This is a genomic window from Paraburkholderia oxyphila NBRC 105797 (genome assembly GCF_000685075.1).
Classification (GTDB): domain Bacteria; phylum Pseudomonadota; class Gammaproteobacteria; order Burkholderiales; family Burkholderiaceae; genus Paraburkholderia; species Paraburkholderia oxyphila.
In genome coordinates, this window is sequence record NZ_BAYD01000042.1 from 60,301 (window position 1) to 83,962 (window position 23,662).

General features: G+C 65.3%; 18 protein-coding genes and 1 CRISPR repeat array. Of the genes, 4 read left to right on the top strand and 14 right to left on the bottom strand.

Annotated features, from left to right (window positions below; genetic code table 11):
• The first annotated feature begins 32 nt into the window (after positions 1-32).
• Positions 33-1,199: an ABC transporter substrate-binding protein gene (locus BO1_RS24600; RefSeq protein WP_028219815.1), complete on the top strand. Its 1,167-nt coding sequence runs from the start codon at positions 33-35 to the stop codon at positions 1,197-1,199.
• Between the two features lie 54 nt (positions 1,200-1,253).
• Here the strand turns inward: BO1_RS24600 and BO1_RS24605 are convergent, their stop codons facing one another.
• From BO1_RS24605 to BO1_RS24620, 4 genes are all read right to left on the bottom strand, one after another.
• A complete protein-coding gene (locus tag BO1_RS24605) occupies positions 1,254-2,819 on the bottom strand; it encodes a class I adenylate-forming enzyme family protein (RefSeq protein WP_028219816.1) in 1,566 nt (521 codons plus the stop codon).
• Between the two features lie 18 nt (positions 2,820-2,837).
• Positions 2,838-4,055 (bottom strand): acyl-CoA dehydrogenase family protein, encoded by a 1,218-nt coding sequence (locus BO1_RS24610; protein ID WP_028219817.1) that lies wholly within the window; start codon positions 4,053-4,055, stop codon positions 2,838-2,840.
• A 62-nt stretch (positions 4,056-4,117) separates the two neighbouring features.
• Complete coding sequence (locus BO1_RS24615) at positions 4,118-5,206, bottom strand: phosphotransferase (protein ID WP_028219818.1); 1,089 nt, start codon at positions 5,204-5,206, stop codon at positions 4,118-4,120.
• 460 nt (positions 5,207-5,666) lie between these two features.
• The gene (locus tag BO1_RS24620; protein WP_028219819.1) at positions 5,667-6,479 is read right to left on the bottom strand and encodes an IclR family transcriptional regulator; all 813 of its coding nucleotides are present in this window, start codon (positions 6,477-6,479) and stop codon (positions 5,667-5,669) included.
• Positions 6,480-6,817: 338 nt separating this feature from the next.
• Here BO1_RS24620 and BO1_RS24625 point away from each other — a divergent pair, with 338 nt between their 5' ends.
• Together BO1_RS24625 and yfcF are read left to right on the top strand one after the other, a co-directional pair.
• Positions 6,818-8,062, top strand: a complete 1,245-nt coding sequence (locus BO1_RS24625; RefSeq protein WP_028219820.1) for an MFS transporter — start codon at positions 6,818-6,820, stop codon at positions 8,060-8,062.
• Between the two features lie 321 nt (positions 8,063-8,383).
• Complete coding sequence (gene yfcF, locus BO1_RS24635; protein WP_028219821.1) at positions 8,384-9,016, top strand: glutathione transferase; 633 nt, start codon at positions 8,384-8,386, stop codon at positions 9,014-9,016.
• A gap of 95 nt (positions 9,017-9,111) precedes the next feature.
• A CRISPR array of direct repeats spans positions 9,112-10,901; the repeat unit is 28 nt; unit sequence TTTCTAAGCTGCCTACGCGGCAGCGAAC.
• Positions 10,902-11,365: 464 nt separating this feature from the next.
• Here yfcF and BO1_RS24640 read toward each other — a convergent pair.
• The 10 genes from BO1_RS24640 to BO1_RS24685 all read right to left on the bottom strand — a co-directional run bounded on the left by BO1_RS24640 (position 11,366) and on the right by BO1_RS24685 (position 22,713).
• Positions 11,366-12,388 carry an Ldh family oxidoreductase gene (locus tag BO1_RS24640; RefSeq protein ID WP_028219822.1) on the bottom strand — a complete coding sequence of 341 codons (1,023 nt, stop codon included), beginning with the start codon at positions 12,386-12,388 and terminating at the stop codon, positions 11,366-11,368.
• Positions 12,381-13,973: an aldehyde dehydrogenase (NADP(+)) gene (locus BO1_RS24645; protein WP_028219823.1), complete on the bottom strand. Its 1,593-nt coding sequence runs from the start codon at positions 13,971-13,973 to the stop codon at positions 12,381-12,383. The genes BO1_RS24640 and BO1_RS24645 overlap by 8 nt, the downstream gene beginning before the upstream one ends.
• A gap of 109 nt (positions 13,974-14,082) precedes the next feature.
• Positions 14,083-15,726: an APC family permease gene (locus BO1_RS24650; protein ID WP_028219824.1), complete on the bottom strand. Its 1,644-nt coding sequence runs from the start codon at positions 15,724-15,726 to the stop codon at positions 14,083-14,085.
• Positions 15,727-15,869: 143 nt separating this feature from the next.
• On the bottom strand, positions 15,870-16,790 hold the full coding sequence (locus BO1_RS24655; protein ID WP_028219825.1) for a dihydrodipicolinate synthase family protein: 921 nt from the start codon (positions 16,788-16,790) through the stop codon (positions 15,870-15,872).
• Between the two features lie 254 nt (positions 16,791-17,044).
• Positions 17,045-17,818 (bottom strand): AraC family transcriptional regulator, encoded by a 774-nt coding sequence (locus tag BO1_RS24660; RefSeq protein WP_028219826.1) that lies wholly within the window; start codon positions 17,816-17,818, stop codon positions 17,045-17,047.
• Between the two features lie 150 nt (positions 17,819-17,968).
• Positions 17,969-19,237 (bottom strand): FAD-dependent oxidoreductase, encoded by a 1,269-nt coding sequence (locus BO1_RS24665; RefSeq protein ID WP_028219827.1) that lies wholly within the window; start codon positions 19,235-19,237, stop codon positions 17,969-17,971.
• Positions 19,234-19,500 carry a (2Fe-2S)-binding protein gene (locus tag BO1_RS24670; protein ID WP_028219828.1) on the bottom strand — a complete coding sequence of 89 codons (267 nt, stop codon included), beginning with the start codon at positions 19,498-19,500 and terminating at the stop codon, positions 19,234-19,236. Before BO1_RS24670 ends, BO1_RS24665 begins: the two co-directional genes overlap by 4 nt.
• A complete protein-coding gene (locus BO1_RS52635; protein WP_043286330.1) occupies positions 19,493-20,683 on the bottom strand; it encodes an NAD(P)/FAD-dependent oxidoreductase in 1,191 nt (396 codons plus the stop codon). The genes BO1_RS24670 and BO1_RS52635 overlap by 8 nt, the downstream gene beginning before the upstream one ends.
• Positions 20,684-20,691: 8 nt before the next feature.
• On the bottom strand, positions 20,692-21,651 hold the full coding sequence (locus BO1_RS24680; RefSeq protein ID WP_156992388.1) for a 4-hydroxyproline epimerase: 960 nt from the start codon (positions 21,649-21,651) through the stop codon (positions 20,692-20,694).
• Positions 21,652-21,765: 114 nt separating this feature from the next.
• On the bottom strand, positions 21,766-22,713 hold the full coding sequence (locus BO1_RS24685) for a DMT family transporter (protein WP_028219830.1): 948 nt from the start codon (positions 22,711-22,713) through the stop codon (positions 21,766-21,768).
• A gap of 284 nt (positions 22,714-22,997) precedes the next feature.
• Here BO1_RS24685 and BO1_RS24690 point away from each other — a divergent pair, with 284 nt between their 5' ends.
• Positions 22,998-23,513: a hypothetical protein gene (locus BO1_RS24690; protein WP_028219831.1), complete on the top strand. Its 516-nt coding sequence runs from the start codon at positions 22,998-23,000 to the stop codon at positions 23,511-23,513.
• The last annotated feature ends 149 nt before the right edge of the window (positions 23,514-23,662 follow it).

Here is a 23,662-nt window from a genome sequence, read left to right on the forward strand (position 1 = left end):
TTGTTTCTCGTCACCCCTTCGAGGATACGTTCATGACCATCAGGAAGCTGCCCCTCGCGCTCGCCGTCTCGCTCGTCTTTGCCGCCCCCGCCATGGCGCAGGAAACCGCCGTGCATATCGGCTATTCCGGACCGCTCTCCGGCGGCGCCGCGAAGTATGGCCAGGAGGTGCTCGAAGGCATGCAGATGGCCGTGGCCGAAATCAATCAAGCCGGGCTGGTGGTGGGCGGCAAGAAGGTGAAGCTCGACGTGGTTGCACTCGACGACCAGTACAACCCGAGCGAAACCGCCATCAACGTGCGCCGTCTCGTGCAGGAAGACAACGCGCCCGTGGTGCTGGTACCGCACTCCGGTGGATGCTACGCAGTCCAGACCATCAATCAGCAGCTCAAGGTCCTGCTGCTCGGCTACACCAGCGTGCCGCAGCTCGCCGCGCGCGGCAATCCGCTGACCATCCGCATTCCGCCCGAGTTCACCTCGTACACCCCGGCGTTCGTGAAGTACGAAATGAGCAAGTACGGCAAGGAAGTGGCCATCGCGAGCACCGACACCGACTACGGCAAAGCCTGGACCGCCGCATTCAAGCCCGCATGGCAGGCCGCGGGCGGCACGATCGTCGCCGACAGCCCGCTGTCGTATAACCGCGCGACGGACTTCTACAGCGGCGTGAGCCGCGTGCTCGCCGCCAAGCCCAAGGTGATCTTCGTGGGCGGCCCCTCCGAGCCCACGGGCCTCATCATTCGCCAGGCACGCGAACTGGGCTACAAGGGCGGCTTTGCGATCATGGACCAGGCGAAGCTCGATGAAGTCGCGAAGATCGCGGGCGGCTATGGCGCGCTCGAGGGCTCGATCGGCGTGATGCCGGTGGGCGACGATCCCTCGCCCGACGCCAAGGCTTTCGTCGCGCGCTTTGCCAAGACCCATGACGGCCGCATGCCGACTCAGGAAGCCTCGCTCAACTACACGGCAGTGTGGGCGACCGCGCAGGCGATGAAACTCGCGGGCACGACCACCGACGCCGCCGCGATCCGCAAGGTCTTCGATCAGGCCGTCAAGTCGCTCCCGCCGCAGAACAATCCCAATACGCTCTCGGGCGTGGATGCGCGCGGCGGCATGACCATGGGCCGGCCGGTGGTGGCGGTGGTGGAAGGCGGCAGCATCAAGACCCTGCCCGACACGGCGCTCGCCGCAGCGAAGTAACGGCGGCAAGCCCGCGCGCAGGCATCGTGCCTTCGCGCGGACTTGCCTTGACGATCAAGCGTTCGATGACTTGAAGCTTTCGCGCAATTCGCGCTTGAGCACCTTGCCGATCGCGCTGCGCGGCAGCGTGTCGACCACCACCACCTCGGCGAGCCGCTGCATCTTCCCCAGCTGCTCGTTGGCCCACGCCGCGATCGCCTGGGCATCCGACGCGGCCGTCTCGCGCAACGTGACGAAAGCCACGGGCGTTTCGCCCCAGCGCTCCGAGCTCACACCCACCACAGCAGCCTCCGCCACTTCGGGGTGCGTGAGCAGCACCTGCTCGAGATCGCTCGGATAAATATTGAAGCCACCCGAGATGATCATGTCCTTCCTGCGGTCCATGAGCACGAGAAAGCCGTCCTCGTCGAAACGGCCGACGTCGCCGGTGCGAATGAAGCGCTGGCCGTCACGGTCGTACCATTCGGCCTCGCTGGTCTTCTCGGGCTGCCGGTAGTAGCCCGTCATCATGGTGGGCGAACGCCCCACGATCTCGCCGATACTGCCAGGCTCCAGTTCCTTGCCCTCCGGATCGATCAGGCGCATCTCGTGGCCTGGCATGGGGCGGCCCACGGTATGGAGCTTGTGCGGGAACTCGTCCGCGCACAGCTCGCACGAAGCGCCGCCTTCGGTCATGCCGTAGAACTCCGTGAGGCTGCCCGGCCAGCGGCGCAGCACTTCCGCCTTGAGGCGCGCGCCGAACGGCGCACTCGTGCAGGACTTCGAAACGAAGCTCGACAGGTCGTAGCGATCGAAATCGGGGTCGGCCAGCAGGCGCTGATACTGCACGGGCACCAGCATGGTGTGCGTCGCGCGATGGCGCTGCGCCAGCTCGAGATAGCGCTTCGTCTCGAACTTCGGCATCAGCACCACGGTGCCGCCCAGCGCGAGCGTGGGAAAGAAGCTCACGAGCGTGGTGTTCGAATAGAGCGGCGTGGAGATCAGCGTGACCGCCTCGGGACCGTAGCCGCGCGCAACAGTGCGCAACGCGTACGCAAAGCGCATCGCATGCGACTGGACGATGCCCTTGGGCATGCCCGTCGTGCCCGACGAATAGATGATGTTGAAGGCCCATGCGGGCTGGATCTCGACGTGACGCGGAGCCGTCCCGCGCGGCGCGAGCCAGCCCTCGATGCCGGCAGGCTCCTTGGTGTCGCCGTGTGCGTCCAGCAACACCGTGCGCACCGTGGGCGGCGTGGCCGCGCTTTTCAGCGCTTCACGCACCGATTCATCGAGAAATAGCACGCGCGCGCCGGAGTTCTCGATCATCCCAGCAAGGCTGTCGGGATGAGAGGATGGCGCCAGCGGCGCGACGGCCGCGCCCGCGCGCAGCGCTCCGAGAAACACCGCGGCATACCACGGCGACGCGCCCGCGCAAATGGCGACCACGTCCTCGGGCGCGATGCCGTCGCGTTGCAGCGCGCTCGCGCACTGGTCGATCATCGCATCGAATTCCGCGTAGCTATAGCGCTTGTCGTCACAGATCAGCGCGGCGCGTTCCCCCTGCTCGCGCGCCCACTTGCGGATTTGCTCGCCTATGCTCACGAAGGGCGCGTCGTAAGGGCTTGAAGAAACGTTCATGTCGTCGTGCTCCGCTGCTCAAAGGTAGGCCGCGAGTTCCATCTTGGCGATCGCATTGCGATGGACTTCGTCGGGGCCGTCCGCGAGCCGGATCGTGCGCGCATTCGCATAGGCGCGCGCGAGCCCGAAGTCGTCGCTGACACCGGCGCCTCCATGCGCCTGGATGGCCCAGTCGATCACCTGGCACGCCATGTTGGGCGCGGCGACCTTGATCATCGCAATCTCCTTGCGCGCCGCCTTGTTGCCGACCGTGTCCATCTTCCACGCCGCATGCAGCACGAGGAAGCGCGCCTGATCGATGAGGATACGCGCATTGGCGATACGCTCGCGCGTCACGCCCTGGTCGGCAATCGCGCGGCCGAACGCAGTGCGCTTCGTCGTGCGGCGGCACATGGCTTCGAGCGCCCGCTCGGCGCGGCCGATCAACCGCATGCAGTGATGGATGCGCCCAGGCCCGAGCCGCCCCTGCGCGATCTCGAAGCCGCGCCCTTCGCCCAGCAGCACATTGTCCACCGGCACGCGCACGTTCTCGAACAGCACCTCGGCGTGGCCGTGCGGCGCGTCGTCATAACCGAACACGGGCAAATGGCGCAACACCGTCACGCCTGGCGTATCGAGCGGCACCAGCACCATCGACTGGCGCCGATGACGGTCCGCGCCCTCGGGATCGGTCTTGCCCATGAAGATCAGAATTTTGCAGCGCGGATCGTTCGCGCCCGAGGTCCACCATTTGCGCGCGTTGATCACGTAGTGGCTGCCATCGCGCTCGATGCGCGCCTCGATATTGGTCGCGTCCGACGACGCCACGGCCGGCTCGGTCATCGCAAAGCCCGAGCGGATCTTGCCCTCCAGCAGCGGCGTGAGCCATGCGTGCTGTTGCGCCTCGCTGCCGTAGCGCAGCAGCGTCTCCATGTTGCCGGTGTCGGGCGCGGAGCAGTTGAACGGCTCCGCGCCAATCGCCGAGCGCCCCATGATCTCGCACAGCGGCGCGTATTCCAGATTCGTGAGCCCGTCCTTCGACTCGTGCGCGGGCAGGAACAGATTCCACAGGCCGGCGGCGCGCGCCTTCTCCTTGAGCGTTTCCATGACCGGCGCGGGCTGCCACGGATTGCCGGCGCTGCGCGCCGCATCCATTTGCCCGGCGAACAGCTTTTCCGCCGGATACACGTGCTCGTCCATGAACGCCGTGAGACGGGCCTGCAATTCCTTTACCTTGCTCGAATATTCGAAGTTCATAAGCCTCTTTCCGCGAGAATAGTCAGACTGTGTATCGTGTATGCAGCAATGGCCTTGCCGCACTAGCGCAAGGCATCCACCGCGCGTGCCAGCGCCCAGGCCTGCTCCGCAAGCGGCCGCGTGCGCTTGCCGGTCTCGAGCGCGAGCGCGTTCGACGCATTGCCCTGCAGTGCGCGCGCCATCACCCCTTGCAGAATGCCGACGAGTCTGAACATGTTGAAGACGAGGTAATAGCCCCAGTCCGTTTCTGAAACTTCCGCATTGGATGCGCGCGCAACGTTCTTCAGATAACGCTGCAGATAGGTCTTCTCGTCGGGAATCCCTGGCGCGGCCAGATCGAGCCCTACCAGACCGCGCCGCGCGCCCGCCTGCATATGCCAGATCATGCAGTGGTAGGCAAAATCGACGAGCGGATGGCCGAGCGTGGAAAGCTCCCAGTCGAGCACCGCGAGAATGCGCGGCTCGTGTGGATGAAAGATGACGTTGTCGAGCCGGTAGTCGCCATGCACGATGCGGCGCTCATCGCCGGCGGGCATGTGCTTCGGGAGCCAGTCGATCAAATGGTCGGCCGCCTCGATGCGCTCGGTTTCCGAGGCGCGATATTGCCTCGTCCAGCGCGCCACCTGGCGCTCGATGTAGTTGCCCTCGCGGCCGTAGTCGCCAAGGCCAATCGCGACGGGATCGACCGAATGCAGCGCGGCGATCACCCGGTTCATTTCGTCGTAGATCGCGCCACGCGCCCCTGGCGCCAGGCCTGGCAGCGCCGCGTCCCAGAAGATGCGGCCTTCCACATACTCCATGAGATAGAACGGCGTGCCGATCACGGCGGCGTCCTCGCACAACGCGTAGGCCCTCGCGACCGGCACCGGTGTTTGCGCGAGCGCGCGGATCACGCGATATTCGCGCTCGACGGCGTGCGCGGAAGGCAGCAACGCGCCCGGCGGCTTGCGGCGCAGAACATAGCGCGCGCCGCCCGCCTCGATCAGGAAGGTGGGATTGGACTGGCCGCCCTTGAACTGCTCGACCTGGACTCTGCCCGCGAAGTCATGGACATGCTCGCGCATCCAGGCGGCCAACCGCGCGGCGTCGAACGCGTGCGCGGGCGCAACCGGGCGAGTCCCGCTGAAACTCGTCTGGAGATCGATGCTCATGGAATCGAAAGGTCTCCCTTCGCGGCACGCGCTGCGCTTGGGGCGCAGGTTTGCCGCCGCTAGATCATTCCGCAAAGCAAACATGAATTCTGCATTGCAGAAATGCTAACGCGAGCGGTTTGGGTGTGTAAAGCGCTGAAATGCGTCGACGGATCGGGAAAAACCCCACTGGCGGGGCAGCGCGACGCGAGCGAGGCTTGCCGGCGATCAGTCCAGCTGCAACTCTTGAAGACTCATCTGGCATCGGGCGAAACGCGATCGGGCGATCTGGCGATCCGGTTCAAGCCGTGTTCAGAGTGGGGAACCTGACCGGGAACGAACGTGACCATCGATGCATTCAAGCGATCCGCAGCGATGTCGTTGGACGCCGCGCTATGTCGAAGCTGTACCAATTGATCTGTATAACGAATTAATTTGGCTGGAATGAAAGGCGCAAGCAGACCGCTTGCGCCCACGCGCCTCAGCGCCCCGCGATGGCGGCCTCCAGCTGCGCGATCATATGCAGCAGCCGCGGCTTCACCTCTTCCAGCAAGAACTCGCGCGTGAGCGAAAACGACGGGCCGCCCACGTTGATGGCCATCACCGGCAGGCCGCCGCCGGGCTCGAACGCGCGGGCAATGCCGTTCACGTCCTTCTGCCACTCGCCGAACGAACAGGTCACGCCGAGTTCCGCGTGATCGCGCACGCCCTGCTCAATGCCGCGCTTGATGTTCGGCCATGCCACGTGGTCGAGCTCGCGGATCTGCTCCATCACGTCCTCGCGTTCGCGCGGCGCCACGGCGGCCAGCCACGCGCGCCCGATGGCCGACGTCGCGAGCGGAATGCGCGAGCCCACGTCGAGCGTAAGCGCCAGCGCGGCGGTGCTGCGGCAGCTTTCGATATAGAGCATCGAGAGGCGGTCGCGCACGCCCAGCGAAACGGTGCCGCCCGAGAACTCGCACAGCTCCTGCATCATGGGCCGCGCGAGCTTGCGCACGTCGAGGCGCGCCAGCATCGAGCTGCCGAGCGCGAGACACGCCGTGCCAAGGCGGTAGCGCCCGGTGTCTTCCAGATGGATGAGGTAGCCGAGCTTCGTGAGCGTCATCGTCAGACGCGAAACCGTCGAGCGCGGCAGCTTGCAGCGCTGGGCGATCTCCTGATTGGTGAGCGTGGTGTCGCCGCCGCGGAAGCACGCGAGGACTTCGAGCCCGCGAGCCAGCGCGGTCACGAAATGGCGGTCTTCCTTGTGAGCGCTTGCTCGGGCCGGTTTCTGCTTTTGCGCGGATTCGGACATTGCGATAGTGGGTAGAGAGGCGCGGAGGCCCGCGGCCTCGGCTCGGACGCGGAATTATATTCTGTATCGCAAAATTGGAAGGGGGCGTCAATGGGTAGGAAGCCTTAAGCACGTCTGCGCGCGCCGCCCAGTGCGGCTCCACCCAGCGCCCCCCACTGCCGGAATGCGCGAGCGCGAAATTGAACCACAAGAACCGGATAGCCCCGCGCGCCACCCGTCCCTAGACTCGATTCCAACACTCTGGCCGTCTCCTGCGCGCCGTAAAGCCGCCTGCTTCGAGCGCGCATTCACAAGCACTACCAGGTAAATTCGCCACGCCAGGCATCGGAAACCGAATCATGGACCATCCGCACACGCAAACCGTCGTCAGCCGTCTCTCGCACGCGAGTCTCGCCGCGCAATTCAGCGAGCAGATGGCCATCGCCGTCATTCCGATCGCCGCTGTCGTGGCGTTCGGCGCCACCGCGCAGCAAACCGCGGCGCTGCAGGCCGTCAACACGCTGCCGTTCCTGCTGCTTTCGTTGCCTGCCGGCCTGATCGCCGACCGCGTGCGCCGCAAGAACCTCATGATCGTGACGGAGCTCCTGCGCGCCGCCGCCCTCTTCGTGCTGTTCGCGCTGTTCTGGCGCCACGCGCTCACGCTCGTCACGCTGGGCGCACTGGGATTCGCCATCGCCACCGGCACGGTCGTGTTCAGCGTGGCCGCGCCCTCGCTCGTCGCCGCGCTCGTCGATGCCGGCGGCCTGCTCGCCGCCAACCGGCGCCTCGAGATCGCACGCAGCATCGCCTATACGGCGGGACCCTCAGTGGGCGGCATTCTCGCCGGATGGGGTTCCGGCCGGGTCGCCTTCCTCGCCGCCTTCACGCTCTCGCTCGCGAGCGCGGGCTTCATGACGCGCCTGCCCAGCGAGGCGCGCCGCCCACCCTCGGGCAGGCACGTCGCGCAGGAACTCGCGGATGGCCTGCGCTTCATCGGCAGCAACCCGTGGCTGCGGCCCATCGTGGCGACCGCCTTCGTGTTCAATACGTCGTGGTTCCTGCTGCTATCCGTGTTCGCGTGGTACGCGATCCATCGGCTCGGATTTGGCGCTTCGGAGGTGGGTTTCGCCCTTGGCGTCTACGGGTTCGGCATGGTCGCGGGCGCGTTTCTCTATAAAAGCCTCGCAAAGCGGCTCGCGTTCGGCCGGCAAATCCTGCTCGGCCCGTCGAGCGCCGCCATCGCCGCCGTGCTCATGGCGAGCAGCGCCCTCGCTCACGCGAAGGCGCCGGTATTCGCGGCGTTCTTTCTGTTCGGGTTTGGCCCCATCGTGTGGACCATCTCCACCACGTCGTTACGCCAGATCGTCACGCCCGGCGACCTCGTCGCGCGCGTCTCCTCGGTCATCATGATGGCGACGTTCGGCGCGCGGCCGCTCGGCGCCATGCTGGGCACGTGGCTCAGCACGCGCTTTGGCATCGGCAGCTGCCTCGTGGGCGTGCTGATCGGCTTTGGCGCGCAGCTTGCGATCATCTCGCTCTCGCCGCCGGTGCGCCTGCGCTCGATCACTACGCTGAGCGAGACGGCGGCAGTCGCCACGGCCTGAGCCGGTCTGCGCGCCGCGGCGCCTCGCATCGGCCAATATCGCTGGAAAATCAGTTAGAGAAAATCGCCATATTTGCAATAAATCTCCACGTGGAGATTTTTATAGGGCGCGATCGATGCGCGAGGCAGCGTCGGCGTCATTGAGGTCGTCCAGATTTCGGCCGCGCGTCTTGGGAATGCAGTACGTCGTCACCACGCCGATGGAGCTCAAGGCAGCAGCATACGCCGCCAGCGGAAGTTTGTTGACGTAATGGAGGCCTGTGCACGCGGGGCGTAATATGAATGGTCGTGACGCCGCGCGCCACGTTCAATGGAGACCGCCTTGCCAGATTCAACGCTTGAACTTTATGCCGATACGCAATATGCGAGCCCTTATGCGATGTCTGTTTTCGTGGCGCTACACGAAAAGGGGCTAGCTTTCGAACTGCGTGGCATCGACCTGGAAAAGCAGGCACAGCATGCTCCAGGCTTCGCCGCAACCTCGCTCACGCAGCGTGTGCCCACGCTGATCCACAAGGGTTTCGCGCTTTCGGAATCGACCGCGATCACCGAGTATCTGGATGAGGCGTTTCCCGAGCCGCCGATTTATCCCGAGGATCGGCAGGAGCGTGCGCGAGCGCGTCAGGTGCAGGCCTGGTTGCGCAGTGATCTTCTGCAGCTTCGTACCGAGAGGCCGACTGAGGTCGTGTTTCGTCATCCGTTTGATACGCCGCTTTCCGCTGTGGCCAAGGACGGCGTGCGCAAGCTCTTCGCGGTGTGTGAGACGCTGCTTGCGCATGGGCAGCCTAACCTGTTCGGTGAGTGGTGCATTGCCGATACTGATCTCGCGTTGATGCTCAATCGCCTCGTGGCGAATGGCGATGCGGTGCCGCCGCTGCTTGCGGACTATGTGAGGTATCAGTGGCAGCGGCCTTCCGTGCAGCGATGGGTGGCGTTGGAGCGGCCGGCGATTTGATGGTGTGACGCTGACGTTGGTGACAAGCTACTGGCGAGTTCTGGGGGTTTCAGTGGAACGAACGTTGGCGCGCGCGAATGAGCGACGCTCTGTTATTTCCAAGCTGCCTACGCGGCAGCGAACTCTCGCATCGGAGGCGTCGAGCTTCGTGAACGTTTCTAAGCTGCCTACGCGGCAGCGAACGCGGAACACGTTACGCTCGACGCCGACGTGACTTTCTAAGCTGCCTACGCGGCAGCGAACGATCAATTCGGCGAGGTGTGGTATCTGCCCCTTTTCTAAGCTGCCTACGCGGCAGCGAACCGCGCGAAGACGGCGCTCGCCCCAAACCAGGATTTCTAAGCTGCCTACGCGGCAGCGAACATAAGGCATCTGGTGTGTGCGTTGCAGGTTACTCTCTAAGCTGCCTACGCGGCAGCGAACGTTGCGGCGGCGGCGTGCCGGGCTGCATGTTTTTTCTAAGCTGCCTACGCGGCAGCGAACGATTTTTTCAGCCAAGCGCCCTCCGTGGCGTATTTCTAAGCTGCCTACGCGGCAGCGAACGGCACGACAGCAGCGAACATGGACGAAAGCAGAGATTTTCACGCGGGAGTTTTTCTAAGCTGCCTACGCGGCAGCGAACTCCGCGGGCACCGAAACGTCTATCGAGCTCGATTTCTAAGCTGCCTACGCGGCAGCGAACTGTACTTATTCGATTGGAAAGGGTACTGAAAATTTCTAAGCTGCCTACGCGGCAGCGAACGCAATACGCAACCCTGGCTAACCGTGATCGAATTTCTAAGCTGCCTACGCGGCAGCGAACTTCGCAAGTTGATCGACTTGCGAGAAATTGGGTTTCTAAGCTGCCTACGCGGCAGCGAACGCGGCGCGCACCGCGATTCAACTCTATATGCATTTCTAAGCTGCCTACGCGGCAGCGAACACTACAACACCAAACTCAACCCGGTTGGCGTGTTTCTAAGCTGCCTACGCGGCAGCGAACATGACCGTATCGCCGCCGATGGCGAGCGTGCAGTTTCTAAGCTGCCTACGCGGCAGCGAACAAAGCGATTGGCCTTGCGCGTGTACCGCCGGCTTTCTAAGCTGCCTACGCGGCAGCGAACTGAGTGATGGGGCTGAGCCAGTTATTCGCATATTTCTAAGCTGCCTACGCGGCAGCGAACTCGCGAACGCGGCACTGGCTACGCTGGGCGAGTTTCTAAGCTGCCTACGCGGCAGCGAACGGAAACGATGATCAGCACGAGCGCGAACGTGATTTCTAAGCTGCCTACGCGGCAGCGAACCGAGTCGTCGCTGCCTGGCCTCGGGATCATCTTTTCTAAGCTGCCTACGCGGCAGCGAACGACACGGCGCCGCTCAAGGCGCGAAAGGACAATTTCTAAGCTGCCTACGCGGCAGCGAACCCTGATGCTCGTCCCGAAACGCGGTTCGACGTTTTCTAAGCTGCCTACGCGGCAGCGAACTTGCTTTTGAACGTGCGTTTCATCTGGGTCGCTTTCTAAGCTGCCTACGCGGCAGCGAACGAAGTTGCCGTCGTGCAGGACTTGACCACGCGATTTCTAAGCTGCCTACGCGGCAGCGAACGATCGCGGGCTTGTCTGAAATGGTGACGCACTTTTCTAAGCTGCCTACGCGGCAGCGAACCCGGCGCGATTCGATCCGCGCCGCCGTGATCTTTTCTAAGCTGCCTACGCGGCAGCGAACCGGGATGGCTGATTCAGGACGGCGCCTATGGTGTTTCTAAGCTGCCTACGCGGCAGCGAACGCTACGCTGGGCGAGGGTGGAACGTTCGAAGTTTTCTAAGCTGCCTACGCGGCAGCGAACGAAGCGGTCTCTGTGAGCGGCAAGGTGCTCGTTTTCTAAGCTGCCTACGCGGCAGCGAACCTGAAAGCAACTAAGAAAAGTGCAGTCCGGGGCGTGAAATGTCCTAGATTGTTCGCTGCCGCGTAGGCAGCTAAGAAAGTGAAGCCCGACCCGGATGGGCCGGTGTGCGCGTTCGCTGCCGCGTAGGCAGCTAAGAAAACGATCCAGATCGACGATGAGCCCGTGATCGTGTTCGCTGCCGCGTAGGTAGCTAAGAAACGCTTCGTCGCGATAGCGTCGAGTCACGATTTGTTCGCTGCCGCGTAGGTAGCTAAGAAAACGCCGCCGAGGCGCAGCGCGCGGCGGCGGACGTTCGCTGCCGCGTAGGCAGTCAAGGGAATTTTGGTGGCATGACAAGGCGCAACCATCGCGTTCGCTGCCATGCAGGCAGCACGGCAACGACACGAAACGTTCCCTGGCAAAGTGCCTCAACGCCCGAAGCAAACCACCACGGCGTGCAATCCAGCCATCATCCTCCCAATACCTCACTCAAACAACTTCATAACATCATCATAAAGCGCCAGCGGAATGCTCACTCCATCACGCTCGCTACGCTCACGCGCCTCAAACCTCCGCTGCGACGGCAAGCGCGCCCCTTGCCCAACCACCGCATCAAACAGCCGCTCAGCCCTTTCCTGCCCCGCCTCATAATCCGCGCCAAGAAACCGCCTCGGATCAATCGCGATCACCAATTCGCCATGGCAAGGACTCGCCCCCGCACCCTCATCGAATGCCTGCGACTCCATGCTCGTAAGATCGCCAATCAGCGCGCCCGCCAGCAACTCCACCATGGCCGCCAGCGCCGATCCCTTGTGACCGCCAAACGTCTGCATCGCGCCTTCGAGCGCGGCGCGCGCATCCGTAGTCGGCTTCCCCTCACGATCGATCGCCCAATGCGAAGGAATAGGCTTGCCCTCGCGCGCATGCAATTCGATATCGCCGCGTGCAATCGCGCTGGTCGCAAAATCAAAAACGAACGGATGCCCATGCTCGCGCGGCCACGCGAAGGCGATCGGGTTGGTGCCGAACACGCCACGCGTGCCGCCAGCCGGCGCGACCCAGCTATGACTCGGGTTCATCGCAAGGCCCACGAGGCCATGCGCCGCGATCGCCTCCACCTCAGGCCAAAGCGCCGAAAAATGAAAGCAACGATTGATCGCCATCGCCGCGATTCCCTGCGTGCGGGCCTTTTCCGCCAGCACCGGCAAACCCGTCTCGAACGCCAGCAACGAAAATCCGTAGTGGGCATCCACGGCAAGGACGCCCGGCGACACATCGCGCAAGGTGGGCTCCGCGACCGGATCGACCTTGCCGCTGCGCACCGAGCGCACGCATCCAAGCAAACGGTAGATGCCGTGCGAATGGCATTCGTCGCGCTGCCCCTGCGTAATGACGCGCGCAATCGCATCCGCGTGAGCGCTCGACAGGCCGTGATGCATGAGCACCTTGCGCGCCAGCGCAAAAAGTTCGTCGAGCGAAAGCGTGACGCCCGCTTGTTGATTAGTCATCCCGATTTCCCTCCCGAGTAATCACTCCCTCCACGCGCCGCATGAGGCCGAGCGGATTCCCCTCGCGTAACGCCACGGGCAGCAAATCGTCCGGCAAATCCTGATACGAGACCGGGCGCAGAAAACGCTCGATGGCGCGGCTGCCCACCGAGGTCGTGCGCGCATCGGTGGTCGCCGGAAACGGTCCGCCGTGCACCATCGCATGCGCGACTTCCACGCCGGTGCCGAAGCCGTTCGCCAGGATGCGGCCCGCCTTGCGTTCGAGCGTGGGCAGGAGCGTGCGGCAGGCTTCGTGATCGGCCGACTCGAGATGCAAGGCCACCGTCAATTGGCCTTCGAGCGCCCTCAACACGCCATGCAATTCCGCCAGATCCTTGCAACGCACGATGAGCGATGCCGGGCCGAACACTTCGTCGCGCAACCCCGGTTCTGCGAGGAACGCCTCGGCCGTGGTCGCAAAAAGCGCCGCCTGAGCGTCGAAGCGGCCGCCCTCCGGACCGTGTGCGAGCCGTTCCACGTTGGGATTCGCGGCGAGACGATCGACGCCCTTGCAATAGTTCGCGTGAATGCCGGGCGTGAGCATCGTCGCTGCGCCGATGTTGCCGAGCGCGGCGCTTGCGGCCTGTTCGAATGCGCGCAAGGCGTCGCCTTGCACGGCCAGCACGAGACCCGGATTCGTGCAGAACTGTCCGGCGCCCAGCGTGAGCGAGGCGGCGAACTGCTGCGCGATCGCCACGCCGCGCGCCGCCAGCGCACCCGGCAGCAACACCACCGGGTTGATCGAACTCATCTCCGCATAGACCGGCACCGGTTCGGGGCGCGCGTTCGCAATCTTCATGAGCGCCACGCCCGCCGCGCGCGAGCCCGTGAAGCCCACCGCCTTGATGCGGTGATCGGCCACCAGCGCCTGGCCGATAGCAAGCCCGCTGTCGAACAGCATCGAGAACACGCCTTCGGGCAGGCCGCACGCCAGCACGGCGCGCTGGATCGCGCGCCCCACGAGCTCCGAGGTGCCAGGATGCGCGCTATGCGCCTTCACGATCACCGGGCAGCCCGCCGCCAGCGCCGAAGCCGTATCGCCGCCCGCCACCGAGAATGCCAGCGGGAAATTCGACGCGCCGAACACCGCCACCGGCCCAAGCGCGATGTTGCGCAACCGCAGGTCCACGCGCGGCAGCGGCTTGCGCTCGGGCTGCGCGGGATCGATGCGCGCATCGATGAAATCGCCGTTGCGCAGCACCGCGGCAAAGAGCTTCAGTTGGCCGACCGTGCGCCCGCGCTCGCCTTCGATACGCGCGCGCGGCAAGCCGGTTTCGGCCATGCAGCGTTCGATCAGCGCGTCGCCGATCGCATTGATCTGCTTTCCTATGGTTTCGAGAAACGCCGCGCGTGCTTCCAGACTGGTTTCGCGGTACGTATCGAAAGCGCTCTCGGCAAGCGCACAGGCGCGCTCGAGATCGTCTTGCGTCGCGCCGCCGAATGCCGGCTCGAGCGCCTCGCCCGTGCGAGCGTCGACGCCATGAAATGCGCCGTTCGTGCCTCGCACGCTTGCCGCGCCGATCAGCGACTGGCCGGTTAAGGTCATATTGCCCTCTTCAAAAAACCACCGGGCCGGCAAGGCCCGGATTCAAAACGGATTGGAATCCGGCGGCACGAATGGCGTGTGGCCTGCCGCCGGATGGCGAACTGCGGCGTTACTGATCGTCGTCGTCGAGTTGCAGCTTGTGGGCCGGCACGCCGGTATTGGCGCCCCAGTAGTAGATGCCGAGGCTCGCGAGCGCAACCACCACCGTGTCGTAGGGGTGAGCGAGCGCGCCCGTCCCGCCAAAGCTGCCTTGCCACGAGAGCACGATCATCACCACATAGAACGCGATGAGCCACATCGACGAGCGCACCTGGTCCGCCAGGCTCAATTGGCGCGTGGGCACGAAGCGGCCTGCCGCGAGATAGATCACGAACATCACGATCTGCAAGCCGAGCAGCCACGAAACGGTGCCCCAGCCCGACCAGTAGACGATCAACGCGGCAATCACGAACGACACCGGCCCGACGATGCCGAAGCGCCCGACGCGGAACGGCCGTGCCATATCGGGCGCATTACGGCGCAGCGCAGCGACGGAGATGGGCGCCACCGCATAGCTCAGCACGAGCGCCGCCGACACCACGTTGATGAGCGCTTCCCATGAGGGGAACGGCAGCGTCCAGAACACCGCGAGCGCGAAGGTGAGCCACAGGCCCGGACGCGGAATGCCCGAGGCCTCGTCCACCCGCGTGAACACGCGAAAGAACGTGCCCGTCTTCGCCCATGCATAGACCACGCGCGGCGTGGCGTTCATGTAGATGTTGCCGCAGCCGCTCGGCGAGATTGCCGCGTCGGCCACCACCATATAGGCGAGCCAGCCCACGCCCAATGCGAGCGCGATATCGCGGTACGGCAGCGAGAAGGCCTTGCTCACGCCTTCCCAGCCGCTCTTGAGCGCATCGGTGGGAATGCTGCCGATGAACGCGAGTTGCAGCAGCACGTAGATCAGCGTGGAAAGCAGGACCGAGAGGATCAGCGCGATGGGAATCGTGCGCTGCGGATTGCGCACTTCGCTCGCCACCGAGATGATCGGCGTGAGGCCGAGGTAGGCGAAGATGATGCCGCCCGCCGAGACCGCCATTTCGATACCCGACATGCCAAACGGCGCGAAGCCGTGCACGGTGAGATTGGCGGGCTTGAAGAACGTGAACAGCACGCCGATCACCGAGAGCGGCACGATGAACTTGAAGATGCTGATGAGGTTGTTCGCCCGCGCGAAAGTCTTCACGCTCGAATAGTTCAGCCAGAAGAACAGACACAGGAGTGCGAACTGAACGAACCAGCCCACCGTCGTAGGGTTGCCCGAATCGGGCTTGCTCAGCATGGGGAACCAGGCGGCGGCGTACTGGCGCGCGGCCACGACTTCGATGGCGATCAGGCTGGAGAACGCGATGAGCGTGACAAAGCCCATCAGATAACCGAGCAGCGGTCCGTGCGAGTACACGGGGTAGCGCACCACGCCGCCCGCGCGCGGCAGCGCCGCGCCCAGCTCGCAATAGACGAGACCGAGCAGCAGTACCGCAAAACCGCCGATCAGCCAGGAAATGATGCCCGCCGGTCCCGCGATGGCCGAGACGTGACTGGAAGCGAACAACCACCCCGAGCCGAAGATGGCGCCGAGGCCGATGAAGGTCAGATCGGTGAGCGAGAGTTGTTTCTTGAAGCGGCCAGCGCCTGCCTGCTCATCGAATGCATGGCCCGCATTCTCCACATTACTTAGTGATGCAGAACGATGCAGATTGCCTTGTGTGGACATAGCCGTGTCTCCTCGTATAGGAATGAGGCCGCGGACGTTGCCGTGCCGCGCCTCACCCTGGCCGGCAGGCACGGCTACGCGAATTGCGCCGCGCGGCGTGCGAGGGTTTCGGGTCTGTTCACAGACGAACAGACCCTAAGGCATTACAGACCCACGTCGGGCAGTTGCGGGCGCGTCGCGAGCGCCTTCTCCACCACGGCCTTCACATGCGCGAGCGCTTCGCCTTCCAGCGCGAGGCGCGGCGGACGCGTGAGCGCGCTGCCGCGGCCCACGAGCTCTTCGCACAGCTTGATGCACTGCACGAGGTCCGGGCGCGCGTCGAGGTGCAGCAGCGGCATGAACCAGTGATAGAGCGCGAGCGCCTCATCGAAACGCTTTTGCTTCGCGAGGCGGAACAGCGTCTCGCCTTCCTTCGGGAACACGTTCGACATGCCCGAGACCCAGCCCTCCGCGCCCACAGCGATGCTCTCGACCACCACGTCGTCGAGGCCCGCGAACAGCACGAAGCGGTCGCCCACGGCGTTGCGCAAGTCGATGAAGCGGCGCGTGTCGCCCGAGGAGTCCTTGAAGCAGACGATGTTTTCGCAATCCTGAATGGCGATCAGCACGTCGGGCGTGACGTCGTTCTTGTAGATCGGCGGGTTGTTGTAGACCATCACCGGCAGGTCGGTGCTCGACGCCACCGCGCGAAAGTGCGCGGCCGTCTCGTGCGGCTTGGCGGAGTACACGAGCGCCGGCATCACCATCACGCCGTCCACGCCCACGCGCTGCGCTTCGCGCACGGTCTGGCGCGCGAACTCGGTGGTGAATTCAGCCACGCCCGCGATCACCGGCACCTTGCCGCCCGCCGCGTCGCGCGCGGCTTCGATCACAGCCAGCTTCTCGCTGGTGTTCAGCGAGGTGTTCTCGCCCACGGTGCCACACACCACGAGGCCCGAGACGCCGTCCTTGACGAGGTTGCTCACCACGCGGTGAGTCGCATCGATATCGACCGAGAAGTCCGGCTTGAACTGGGTGCTGACGGCGGGAAACACCCCGCTCCATTGGATCGCGTTGCGGCTCACAGTGACAATCTCCTTCGTTGAATGGATCGCGCCAACACAGTGTGGCGATGTGAAGAAGTATCGCTATCCAGCGGGCGTAAAGCTTGGGGGCTTTCGCGACTCAAAAAGACGAAATCGGCACAATCGGGCACGCCAGCGTAAACGCGTGGGATGCGTCGGTGAACCGTATCCGGGACAACCCCTAGATATACGCGCGCGAATCTTGCTTCCGTACAGCGTATGCGGCCCGTGGGCCTGCCCGCCCGCGTGCCCGGTCAATCCGCGTCGCCAGTCTGCGGATGCAGCACCGCCCGATATTGACTCGGCGTCAGGCCCACGGTGGCCTTGAACTGACGCGTAAATGCGCTGTGATCGTTATAGCCGCAGCGCGTGGCGATGTCGGTGATGCTAAGGTCGCCGGCCAGCAACTCGGAGGCGGCGTCGAGCCGTGTCTTCAGCAGCATCTGGCGCGGCGTGAGGTGGAAGATCTTGTGGAAGTAGCGCTCGATCTGCGCCACTGACATGTCGATGAGCGTGGCCAGATGCGAAAGCTTGAGCGGCTGTGCGTAGTTGTCCTGGATGTATTTCGCGGCGATGGCGAGGCGCTGATACGCGGGGTGCGTGCCCTCGGCCGCCTGCAGGTCGCGCGAGATGCCGGCCACGCCCAGCACGCGCCCTTGTGCGTCATGCAGCGGGACTTTCGAGGTGAGGCACCAGCCCGGCTGGCGCCCCGGATAGAGATGCAGTTCGAGCTGGTCGATGAGCCGGCTGTTCAGGCGCACGACGGCTTCGTCCTGTTCCGTGTAGATGCGGCCGAAGCGCCTCGGGAAGACCTCCTCCGCGGTCTTGCCGAGCAGCGCGCGCTTGTCCTTGAAGCCGCAGCGCGCGGCGAGCGTGGCGTTGGCAATCACATAGCGCGCCTCGTCGTCTTTCACGAAGAAGACCACATCGGGCATCGCGTCGAAGAGCGGCTCCAGCAGTGAGAAGTGCGCCACCATCTGCGGCAGCGTCGTGTGTTCGTTGGGAGTGGGCAGAACCAGTTCGGGCATCGCGAGGCATGACGAGTCGGAATCGGCTCGATTATGCCCTTGCGATGCAGGCTTGCGTATCCACGCCGGGCACATCTGCGAAAGAAAATCGGGCGGCGGCGCGATGTGCGCGCCGCCGCCCGATGTCTGTGCAGATGCACAGGCCCTCCGTTATGCCGTGCTCTCGACTTCGAGCAATGTGCCGATACGCGCTGGCGAGAATGGCGGGCGCTGGCCGTTGCGCGGCCACCCAAAGCAGAATGCCGCCGCTTCGCCGCAGATCTTGCCCTGGCACGGCCCCATGCCGCAGCGCGTCTGCAGCTTCGCGTCGCGCCATGAGCGATATTGCGCGGCGTCGCCAAAGCGCACGTCTTCGCAACGGCACAGCACGGTATCCGGCGCGGCGAGCGTGCGCAATTGCGGATCGAGCGCGAACGCTTCGTGCATGCGCGCGGCAAAGCGCCGATAGCGCGCGCGCTGCGCGAACAGCGCGCGTGCCTGCGCGTCCTCGCCAAGCGCCGCGTGCGCCGCGATACGGCCTTCCACGGCCGCCAGCTCCATGCCGCCCACGCCCGTGCATTCGCCCGCCGCATAGACATCGGGCAGCGACGTGGCCTGCAAGTCGTCCACGGCGATGGCGGCCATGCCCTGCGATTCGTCGATCCTGCATCCGAGCGCGGCGCCCACGAGCGTATTCGGCACGAGTCCATAAGCACAGGCGAGGCGGTCGCAATCGACGCGCATTTCCCCGCTTGCCGTGCGAACCCGCACGTGCGTCACCTGCGTCTCGCCGCCCGCCGCCACCACGTGCGCGCCGCACAGGTATGGCGTGGCGCGCAGATCGAGGCGCATGCGCAGCGCCTGCACGAGCTTCGCGGGCGTCGCCACGAGGCCGGCCGCGAACTGGCGCACCGCATGCGGCGGCGCCTGCTCGACGATCGCCGCCACGCGCGCGCCATGCTCGCGCGCCGTGACGGCCGCGGCCCAGAGGAGTGGCCCCGTGCCCGCGATCACGATGCGTTCGCCGCGCACCGGCATGCCGCCCTTCACGAGCGCCTGGAGACCGCCCGCGCCCGTGACGCCCGGCAGCGTCCAGCCCGGATACGGCAGGAAACGCTCGCGCGCGCCCGTCGCCACGATGAGCTTGCCGTAGTCGACCGTATAGCCGCGCGCCGCATCTTCAACCAGCAACTGGCGCGCACCGGTGGCCTGCACGACGCGCGTGCCGCTCATGCGCGAGACATTGGGCAGTTTCGCGAGCGCCTCGATGGCCTCGCGCGCGCGGCCGGCCGGCTGATGCTGCGGGCCCTGGCGCCAGATCTGGCCGCCGGGCAAAGCGTTGTCGTCGACGATGCCGACCCGCGCGCCCGCGTGCGCCGCCACGCGCGCCGCGTGGAGTCCCGCCGGACCCGCGCCAATAATCAGGATGTCGAAATTCATTCGGCGGCTCTCCCCGTGACCACTTGCATGCCCTCCGCGCACAGGGTCTGGCAGGCCAGCCGATGCCGTACGCCGTCGATCGTCACGCGACACTCCTGGCACACGCCCATGCCGCACAACGGCCCGCGCAAGGCACCGTTCACCGAGCGGCGCGTGACGAGACCTGCATGACTCGTTGCAAGCGCGACAGCTGCCACGACCGAACTGCCGCGCGCCACGCTAACGCTGCGGCCATCCACGTTGAGCGTAATCGTCTCAGACATGCGTGGCTCCCGTCGACGCGGCACGCGTGGCAGCCGGTGCCGCCGCGTGTGTCGAAAAACGCGCCGGCAAATACGGGCTCGCGTCGATCCGCAATGCGTCCGGCAGGCCGAGCATCTGCGCGGCGATCAGCTTGCCCGTGGCCAGCGCGGTGGTCACACCTAGCCCCTCGTGCCCCGTTGCGAGCCACGTCGAGCGGTGGCAGGCGTCGCCAGCAAACTGTGCGGCGGGGCCGATGAGCGGCAGGCCGTCCGTGGTGGCGGGCCGAAAGCCCGTCCATGCGCGAATCGCATTGAGCGACGGCAGCTCCGGCAGATACTCGGCGGCGCGGCGCAGCATGCGCGCGAGGATGGCCGGCTCCACGGAGGGATCGAGACTGTCGAACTGGCGCGACGAACCAATCAGCAATTGCCCCGTGGGGCGCGGCTGCACGTTGAACGCCACCGAAGTGCCGGTCGCGTTGTGCGCGCTCTTGATATAGCCGAGCTCGAGCACCTGGTGGCGCACCGTGCCCGGGTAGCGGTCCGTGATGAGCAGATGCCCTTTCTTTGCCTGCATCGGCAGGCCGGGCAGCAGCTCGGCGGCCTGCAGGCCGTTGGCGATCAGCACGGCGCCGGCGGCAAGCGTTTCACCATCGGCCAGCACCACGCCCGCGCGGTCCACACGCGCGACTTGCGTCTGAAGCCTGCACATCATGCGCCCTTTCACCGGCTGCGCGAGCAGCCACGCGGCGACAGCGGGCGCATAGACCACGCCGTCGTCGGGAATCACCATGCCACCTTGCAAATCTTTACGCAGCGCGGGCTCCGCCTCTCGCACCTGTTGCGCGTCCAGCATCGAGCACGCCACGCCCTGGCTCACGAGCGCCTGCTGGCGCGTTTGCGCGAGTGCCAATTCTTCGTCGTCGGCGGCCACCCACAGCGTGCCGCAGCGCACGAACGCCTCGCGCTCGCCCAAACGCGGCGCGAGATCGAGCCACAGCTCGCGCGACCACGCCGAAAGCGCGAACTCCGCGGGCGAATCGTCCATCACCACGAGGTGCCCCATGCCCGCCGCGCTCACGCCGCCGCCCACGCCCGCGCGTTCGAGCACGAGCACGTCGGCGCCCTGCTGCGCGAGCTCGTACGCGCACGCCGCGCCCACGATGCCCGCGCCCACCACGATCACATCGGGACAGGAACCCATCGCCTTCGTCACGCGCGAATGCCCCAGGCGAAGGGATCGTCGTCGCTGAAGATCAGCTTCGATTCAGCGCTCACGTGCGCCGTGCCGCGAATGCTCGGGCGCACGTAGCCGGGCGCGAGGTCCGCGCCGGTCTCGTATTGCGCCTCGAACACGCTGCCGACGATGCTCTCCTGGCGCCACTTCGCGCCCGGCGCGAGCAGGCCGTCGGCCGCGAGGCACGCGACTTTCGCGCTCGTGCCCGTGCCGCACGGCGAGCGGTCGTACGCCTTGCCGGGGCATAGCACGAAGTTGCGGCTGTCGATGCCGGCCTGGCCGGAATGGGCGAACAGCTCGATATGGTCGATGAGCGCGCCGCCTTCGCCGGTGATGCCGTTGGCCTCGAGCGCCTGGCGGATGGCCCACGACGTTTCCGTGAGCGACTCCACATTGGCGAATTCGAGCTGCTGGCCGTGATCGGAGACGAGGAAGAACCAGTTGCCGCCCCAGGCGATGTCGCCATGGATGCGCCCAAGGCCGGGCACGTCGAGCGGCACGCCCTGGCGATAGCGGTACGCGGGCACATTGCGCACCGTCACGCTGCGGTCCGCGTGCAATTCGGCCTCGACTTCGCCCACGGGCGTTTCGATACGGTGCACGCCCGGCGCGATGCGACCCAGATGCGCGAGCGACACGATCAGGCCGATCGTGCCGTGCCCGCACATGCCGAGAAAGCCCACGTTGTTGAAGAAGATCACGCCCGCCGAGCAGCCCGGGTCATGGGGCTCGCACAGCAGCGCACCGACCATCACGTCCGAGCCGCGCGGCTCGTTGACGATGCCGGCGCGCACGCGGTCGAAATCGCGGCGGAAGATCTCGAGCCGCTCGCTGAGCGGGCCGCGGCCGAGCTCGGGGCCGCCTTCGGTCACGAGCCGCGTGGGCTCGCCGCCGGTATGGGAGTCGATTACGGTGAGGGTTTTCATGCCGACAATCGTAGGTCTCGCCCGTCTGGCCGTCTTGTTCGAACGGCTCAACGGCAATGACGATTTCGGCATAGCGGGCGCCGGACCTGCCCGGGCACCTCCGGGTATTCCCGGCCGCAAGGCTCAGATGCCCGCGCCGCCCTCCGCGCGGGCGCCGCGCACGAACAGCTGGCGCAGCCACGCCTGGCCATTCACGATCAAGAGACCCACTAGCACGAGTGCCGAGCCGGCGAGAAAGGCCGCGTCGACCTGTTCGCGCAGCAGCAGCACGCCCATCGCCACGCCGAAGAGCGGCGTCATGAACGAAAGCACGCCAAGGCGCGCCGCAAAGTAGCGGCGCAGCAGCCAGAACCAGACGAGGTAGCTCACGAAAGCCACCACGGTGGTCTGGAAGACGAGGCTCACGAGCGCGAGCGGCGCGCCGTGAAACCTGGTCTGGCCGGTGGCGAACGCAAACGGCATCAGCAGGATAAAGGCGCACGCAAGCTGATAGAAGAGCGTCTGCGTGGCGGGCGCCTCGCTCAAGCGGGTCGTGCGCACGACGACCGTGGTCATGCCCCACGCCACGCCGCCGCACAGGGCCATGAAGTCGCCGAGCAGCCAGTTGGCGCCCGCCACGCGGCCCCCGCCCACCAGTGCCGGGCCGAGAAAGGCGACGGCGATGCCCGCGAACGCGAGGCCGATGCCCACCCACTGCAGGCGGGCGAGACGCTCGTCAGGCAGCTTCAGATGCAGGCCGATGGCCGCGAACATGGGCGCGGTGTAGAGCAGCACGGCCACGTGCGAGGCGTTGGTCCAGCGCAGCGCTTCGGCCACGAACAGGAATTCGAGCGCGAACAGCACGCCCACCACGAGCCCGGAGCGCAGCGCGAGGCCGGGCAGCCAGCGCTCGCGCGCAATCAAGCGGTTGAACAGCCAGACGAGCACCGCCGCGCCGCCCGAGCGCACGCCCACCTGCATCATGGGCGTGATGTCGCCAGCCACCGACTTGATCGCCACCTGCTGGAAGCCCCAGATCAGGCACAGCGTCACCATGATGGCGATTGCCGCGCCATCCACATGTTTTCTCATTCCGGACCCGCCGAGTTTTATTCTAGACCGGCGTAGTATTCCCGCGTCACGTTCAAGTCATATAGCGCAAAACTGACAACCGATAGCGACAGACCGCCAGAGGGGCACGCGTGTGGCGGGGCTTCGCGCGCCAAGCTCTGTATGTGCGCGCTCGCACAAATTTACATAGCAAGTCGTGATTGACTGTCTAGAATGTCTGAGTGCAAGTGCAGCGACAAAAGCGGTCTGTTCAGACATAACATCCTGTAGCGTGACGTTTCCATTCCTTCAATGGAGGCATGTTCATGGCGTGCCTGAACGAAAGGATTGTCGGCGCAGTCTGTCTCCTGCTGAGCGGGTACGCGCTCGCGGACGGCCCGGTCGCGGACGCGCCCGAGGAGATGACGGTCGCGAGCATTGCCCCTATGCCCGTGGAGATCGTCGCGCCTATTCCCGGGCCTCAAAGCTATCTGCAGCGCTATGACTTCCAGTATCAGGCGCAGCAGCATGCGCCTTTCGATACGCAGTTGACCAACTTCTATAGCGCTCAGGTCAGTCATGACTTCCGGTTCGGTGCGGGGAAAGCTTCGACGCCAGGCCCGGCGCCGCAGCAGACCTCCAGCGATCTCCATCTGGGCGGGCCGCCTGTGCCGGCATTGACGATCACCCAGTTGCCGGACACCACCGTGCTAGTTGGCGCGCAACCCCAGCGGCGGCTGTCGCTGACCGTCAACGACTGGGTGTTTTCCGCCACGGGGCGCGTCGCGATTCTGCATTCGCATAGCACGGGCGCGACGCTTTCCGTCCAGCGCGGATTTTGAGGGGAGGTTTTTTGGGCCTGCTCGGCCCGGGGTCGGGCGCTCTTTCTCGTGCTAGTTGCTGCTTTGGAGTGTTGGCCTTAACTTGTTTTCGCGGCGGGCCGCAGGCGTTGGCCTTAACTTGTTTTCGCGGCGGGCCGCAGGCGTTGGCC

Bases quoted from the DNA above. Each gene is read 5' to 3' on its own strand.
- BO1_RS24600 (WP_028219815.1), top strand. From the start codon at position 33: ATGACCATCAGGAAGCTGCCCCTCGCGCTCGCCGTCTCGCTCGTCTTT.
- BO1_RS24605 (WP_028219816.1), bottom strand. From the start codon at position 2,819: ATGAACGTTTCTTCAAGCCCTTACGACGCGCCCTTCGTGAGCATAGGC.
- BO1_RS24610 (WP_028219817.1), bottom strand. From the start codon at position 4,055: ATGAACTTCGAATATTCGAGCAAGGTAAAGGAATTGCAGGCCCGTCTC.
- BO1_RS24615 (WP_028219818.1), bottom strand. From the start codon at position 5,206: ATGAGCATCGATCTCCAGACGAGTTTCAGCGGGACTCGCCCGGTTGCG.
- BO1_RS24620 (WP_028219819.1), bottom strand. From the start codon at position 6,479: ATGTCCGAATCCGCGCAAAAGCAGAAACCGGCCCGAGCAAGCGCTCAC.
- BO1_RS24625 (WP_028219820.1), top strand. From the start codon at position 6,818: ATGGACCATCCGCACACGCAAACCGTCGTCAGCCGTCTCTCGCACGCG.
- BO1_RS24640 (WP_028219822.1), bottom strand. From the start codon at position 12,388: ATGACTAATCAACAAGCGGGCGTCACGCTTTCGCTCGACGAACTTTTT.
- BO1_RS24645 (WP_028219823.1), bottom strand. From the start codon at position 13,973: ATGACCTTAACCGGCCAGTCGCTGATCGGCGCGGCAAGCGTGCGAGGC.
- BO1_RS24650 (WP_028219824.1), bottom strand. From the start codon at position 15,726: ATGTCCACACAAGGCAATCTGCATCGTTCTGCATCACTAAGTAATGTG.
- BO1_RS24660 (WP_028219826.1), bottom strand. From the start codon at position 17,818: ATGCCCGAACTGGTTCTGCCCACTCCCAACGAACACACGACGCTGCCG.
- BO1_RS24665 (WP_028219827.1), bottom strand. From the start codon at position 19,237: ATGAATTTCGACATCCTGATTATTGGCGCGGGTCCGGCGGGACTCCAC.
- BO1_RS24670 (WP_028219828.1), bottom strand. From the start codon at position 19,500: ATGTCTGAGACGATTACGCTCAACGTGGATGGCCGCAGCGTTAGCGTG.
- BO1_RS52635 (WP_043286330.1), bottom strand. From the start codon at position 20,683: ATGGGTTCCTGTCCCGATGTGATCGTGGTGGGCGCGGGCATCGTGGGC.
- BO1_RS24685 (WP_028219830.1), bottom strand. From the start codon at position 22,713: ATGAGAAAACATGTGGATGGCGCGGCAATCGCCATCATGGTGACGCTG.
- BO1_RS24690 (WP_028219831.1), top strand. From the start codon at position 22,998: ATGGCGTGCCTGAACGAAAGGATTGTCGGCGCAGTCTGTCTCCTGCTG.